Genomic DNA, 3,021 nt, shown 5'->3' on the forward strand with positions numbered 1-3,021 from the left:
AGCCGCGCCAATATCCAGAAGATCACCCGCCTGACCAAGCTGGAGCCGGAGTTGCAGCAGATGGTGGACGATAAAAAGCTGCCGGTCCACACCGCCGCCGATATTTCCTATCTGAAAAAGGACGAGCAGAAGGCGCTGGCGGACGCCATCAAGCAGGAGGACAAGGTGCCCTCCGGCACCCAGGCGGCGGCGCTGAAAAAAGAGAGCCAAGCGGGAACGCTGACAACGGAAAATATCAAAAAGGCCGTGGCCCCCACCAAGCGGGAGGAAACCCCTGTTTTGAAGATCACGTTGGGCGAGGAGGACCTGCGGCCCTATTTCCCGGATGCCCGGACCACCATCCCCGATGTGAAGCGGGGCGTGCTGGAGGCGCTGGACCTGCGGAAGAAGGCCCTGGAACGCCAGCAGGCCAAGGCTCAGTCAGAAAAGGAAGGCAAGGGAAAGGGGCCGGGAAAAAAGCCCCCTTCTCCGGCGAGGTAGCCCCATGACAGATGTTTTTATCGCGTCCGCCGCCGTCAGCAACTACGAGGGCATGGACGCGCTGGTGGGCCAGGACGGGCGGGTGTACCTGGGCAGGCAGGAGAACTATTTCCCCAGCGTTGAGGACGGTGTGCCATCCTACTACGACAATTCGGACAATTCCCTGCAACTGGTCTCCGACAACGCAAAGATATTCCATCTTCTGTACGGCGAGGGCTGGCCTCTGTCCCAGCGGCAGCTGCGGCGGGAACGCTGTTTCACCAAGGCTGACTACATTGAGTTTGCCAGCCTGCGGGACGGCCTGTTGTCCAGATACCGGCCCATCCGGGAAGTGACCTTTGCCGGAAAGCCCTTTGTCCCGCCCAAAGCCTACCGCCGTATGCACCGGGGGCGGTCCACTCCCGCCCGATGAAATGCGTCTCAGTTTGAGACGCATTTCGACATTTTATAGGGGCGGCAGAGCCGCCCCACCACTTTTTTGAAAGGAGTGTTCCCCATAGATACCAACAATCGAATGAAGGAGATTGCCGGGAATCTGCGCCGGGATGTGAAAGACCTGCTGGGCGAGAGCGCCAATATTGTCACCGGCATTTTCAAAGACGGCCTGTGTACGGTCCGGGGCGCGGCCAACCGCTGGCGCAACTTCACCCGCGATATTTCCGGTGCGTTCGTCTCCCTGTTCAAGTCCACCAATGAGGCCCTTCTGCCCGACCTGTCCCCGGAGCAGCAGCCCATTGTCACCGTCATGGAGAGCATGGACGAAAACCTTCCCATTGGCGCCCGCATGACGTTATCCGAGGCGGAGACGCGGATCGGTGAGCTGAACCATAGTTATTGGGACTCCGACGAGCCGGAGCGCCCGGTCAGGGTGGCTATCGACTATATGCTGGACGGCGAGGTAGACCGCTACTGGCTCCCCCTCCGCACCGGACCGGGCTGCCGCTCCCTGCTGGAACAGATGGCGTACCATGTGGAAACCAATTTGAAGCACCCGGAGGAAGCGGTCCGGCTTTTCGCGGACGCCCCCGCCGGCCTGCGTGAATTGCTCCATGAGCAGTTCGGTCCCCAGCTCCATGACGACCTGGAGAAGCTGGCGGGCCGGGTATTGACCTTTTTCCAGCAGCATCACACCATCACGAAACTGGAGCAGCAGTTCCAGACCCAGGCGGCGGCTATGCCGCAGAGGGAGCAGGAAAAATTTCTTCAATACGCAAAAGCGGCGGTCACAGATTTGCGGAAAGCTGCCAATACCAGCAAGACCATCGCCCCGGCCCAGGAGCGCACCGCCCCCGTTTCCCCCGTGCCCGCCCGCTGCGGCGACAGGCCCCGGCAGTCGGTGAAGGTGAAGCTGCACCAAATCAAGAAGGAGCGGTCAAAGGTCCCATCCCGCGTCAAGTCCCGGCCTGCGCCGGAAAGATAGGTGGCCCATGGAGGAAAATATTGATATTCTGGCATTTCTGGAACAGGTGATGCTGGAAAACACCCACAGCTATCGAGACGATTTTCAGCTTGATATTCGCAAGCTGACTGCGGCGGCGCAAGCGCCGGAAGCGGGAAACCGCGCCTTTTACTGGATGTCCCGCCCCTGCGGAACATGGTGTCTGAATGAGCGTTCTGTATTCATCCAGGACTCCTTTGAACACTGTGCATGGACGGCCTACGAAAACGAGCCTGATACCATCCGGGCATTTCTTGTCATCGTCAGCGGCCAGGAGCAGGGACGGCCAATGGGAAAAGTCTCCCCGATTGATTACAAATCCAACGTCCTGAACGTAGAAAAGAACGCGCTCCATGCGGAGACCGTTGTTCTTAATTTTGCGGACGGGGAGACCGTCATCCTGCCCTATGAGCAGGTCAAGGGCCGGTTGAGACAGCTCAAAGAACAGTACGGCACGATTGAAGGGTTCCATTACACAGTTGAGGATGAACACAAATTGGAGGCGCTGATCTTTTCAGCGCGGCATCCGCCTGAGCGAAAATCCAGGAGGCCCAAACGTGCGCCCCAGCGAGGGCCAGACGGGAGGGGACCATGCCGGACTTAAAACCGTTTTTCTCCGTCAATGCCTGGGGAGACAGCCTGACAACAGGCGCAACGCTCAAAATCGTACACTCTCTCAATTATTCGGACTATACCGCAAGCCCACATATGGCCCCGCTGGTGGAACTGCCTGCGGCAGAGCTGCAAGAAAAGCTCGAAGGCAGTAAAGCGGCAGAGAAGGCCATTTTTGAAAAACTGAAAGCAGCAACGGACGAGTGGGAGGCCCAGGCCGCCCAAACCCTGCTGCTGGAAAAGGTGCTGGAATATGTGCGTACCCCGGAGGTGTCCCATACCTCCAACGAGTGGAAGCAGATACAGGGCGGGACCTGGGAGATCAGCAACCGCGTTTATCAAATGCGCTATGTGTTTGTACCTGTACCGCAGTCCAAGGCCGTCCGCGTCACCTGGGGAATTGTGTATAACACACCCCAGCAGCCGGGAAATCCCCGGTACGCCAACTCATGGGGAGACAGCCGCTATATCGTCCGGCAGGAGAAAAAGCC

At 58.8% G+C, this 3,021-nt stretch carries 3 protein-coding genes and 2 pseudogenes; all 5 read left to right on the forward strand.

Going from position 1 to position 3,021, the window contains the following annotated elements:
* Window positions 1–480 (forward strand): annotated as a pseudogene (locus D1641_RS18645) (hypothetical protein); the annotation flags it as partial.
* 4 nt (window positions 481–484) lie between these two features.
* Complete coding sequence (locus D1641_RS18650) at window positions 485–892, forward strand: hypothetical protein (RefSeq protein ID WP_160668457.1); 408 nt, start codon at window positions 485–487, stop codon at window positions 890–892.
* 75 nt (window positions 893–967) lie between these two features.
* Entirely contained in the window at window positions 968–1,900 is a 933-nt protein-coding gene (locus D1641_RS18655) for a hypothetical protein (RefSeq protein ID WP_160668459.1), read from the forward strand.
* A 7-nt stretch (window positions 1,901–1,907) separates the two neighbouring features.
* On the forward strand, window positions 1,908–2,522 hold the full coding sequence (locus tag D1641_RS18660) for a hypothetical protein (RefSeq protein ID WP_160668461.1): 615 nt from the start codon (window positions 1,908–1,910) through the stop codon (window positions 2,520–2,522).
* A pseudogene (locus D1641_RS18665) lies at window positions 2,510–3,021 on the forward strand (hypothetical protein); the annotation flags it as partial. The gene D1641_RS18660 and the pseudogene D1641_RS18665, both read left to right, overlap by 13 nt.

It is taken from the genome of Colidextribacter sp. OB.20, from assembly GCF_009911595.1.
Taxonomy (GTDB): Bacteria; Bacillota; Clostridia; order Oscillospirales; family Oscillospiraceae; genus Lawsonibacter.